Raw genomic sequence first — 1,454 nt, 5'->3', positions numbered from 1 at the left:
CCATTGCTGCATCTCCCGCCGTGCAAAGAGCCACACACTGACATAGCTGAGCAGAACTGCCGCGATCAGCATGGTGACCCCTTCCAGAGTTTCACGGGCTGCTCCGCTATTCTCAATCAGCTTATGCAGTGCTATGGCGGTCAGTACGCTGGCACCGAGTGCAGCCAGTGAACCCAGCCAGATCAGGTAAACCCGGTCTGCGGCACCCGCCTTGCGCAAATAAGCGATCAGGGCGGCGATCACCAGCAGCGCTTCGATCCCTTCGCGCAACAGTATTAGCAAGGATTGTACGACCAGCTCGGTAAAGCTTGCACCACCGGTTTCAAGCAGTGGGGCTGACGATAGCTGTTGTCTCAGTGCCTGCCATTGGGCCTTAATTTCAGGTGTTGGCTGGCCAGTCATTGCATCGTTGATCAGGCGGCTGAATTGGATCTCAATAGCCAGCATTGCATCGTTGTCAGCCTGACCTACGGCAAACTCGAGGCCTTGTCCTTCGAAATGCCCGAAGTACAGTTGTGAATACTGATTGCCGAATACTAAAGCTTGTTGCGGATGGTAATCCGATGAAAGTCGATCGCCCCGCTGGATCAGGTCCGTCATGATGGCCCGGTAATCAGAGGCTGACTGGGCCTGTAGCGGCAGCGCCAGTAACAGAAGGAAAAGGCAGTGTTTGAGGTATGTTTTCATGGTTTATAACATCGCTATCAGACGCTTAACATCACGTTGAAACTGTTGAATCCGTTTAGGTTGAAGTTCCGTACCGGTCGCATACCGTAATGTCATGTACTGACCCACGATTTGCTCCAGTGCCGGGTAAAAAGTCGGTTGAGAGGCGGCTATTCGCTGCAGCCACTGAGAAGGACATTCCTGCTCAGAGCACTCAAGCTGTCGTTTGCGCATCTGCTTGTTTAACATCTCAAAACTACGGCGTACGGGGTCCTTTTTCTGCTGCCCTATCTGCAATAGAAGACCATAGATCAACGCCAATAAGATCAGTCCGAGCACCGCGAGTGCGGCCAGGTTTTTCCAGTCCACGTGGTGCAAACCACCCTTCTTCATCAGTTCGATCTGACGGTCCGGATTGTAGTTAAGCATCCATGTTTCGAAGCCCAGATTGAGTTGGCTCAGCCATCCTTTATCAGAAGATCTATCTTTAGTTGTTTTAGAATCTGCGGGTTTTGTCGCGTTACTGTTCGCTTGAGTGGTTGAGGGGGTGTCGCTGCTGCTTGGCGTTTGTGCTTCTTTCCGCAGCTTGGCTTTTACCGCTGCAGGTGATTGCGCCAGACGTTGCTCTGGCTCAGGTGGCGCGACAAAATCCTTAGCATCTACGCGTTGCCAGCCTTGCTCATCGGTCCAGATCTCAACCCAGACATGGGCATGTTCCTGTTTTACGACGACAAAATTGGTCAGGGCGATCAGACTGCCGCCGCGATAGCCGCTGATCAGTCGGGTGG

2 protein-coding genes are annotated in these 1,454 nt (G+C 52.8%); both read right to left on the bottom strand.

Annotated features, from left to right (window positions below):
- Nucleotides 1-687, bottom strand: a 687-nt coding sequence (locus ABYW01_RS21180; RefSeq protein WP_372836572.1) for an FTR1 family protein, incomplete at its 3' end; no start/stop codon positions are given.
- A 3-nt stretch (nucleotides 688-690) separates the two neighbouring features.
- A partial coding sequence (locus ABYW01_RS21175; protein WP_372836570.1) for a transglutaminase-like domain-containing protein occupies nucleotides 691-1,454 on the bottom strand: 764 nt, incomplete at its 5' end.

The organism is Pontibacterium sp., from assembly GCF_041587635.1.
Taxonomy (GTDB): Bacteria; Pseudomonadota; Gammaproteobacteria; order Pseudomonadales; family Balneatricaceae; genus Pontibacterium.
Note: the sequence above shows the minus strand (reverse complement) of the source record. Positions and strands in the feature narration are given on the sequence as shown.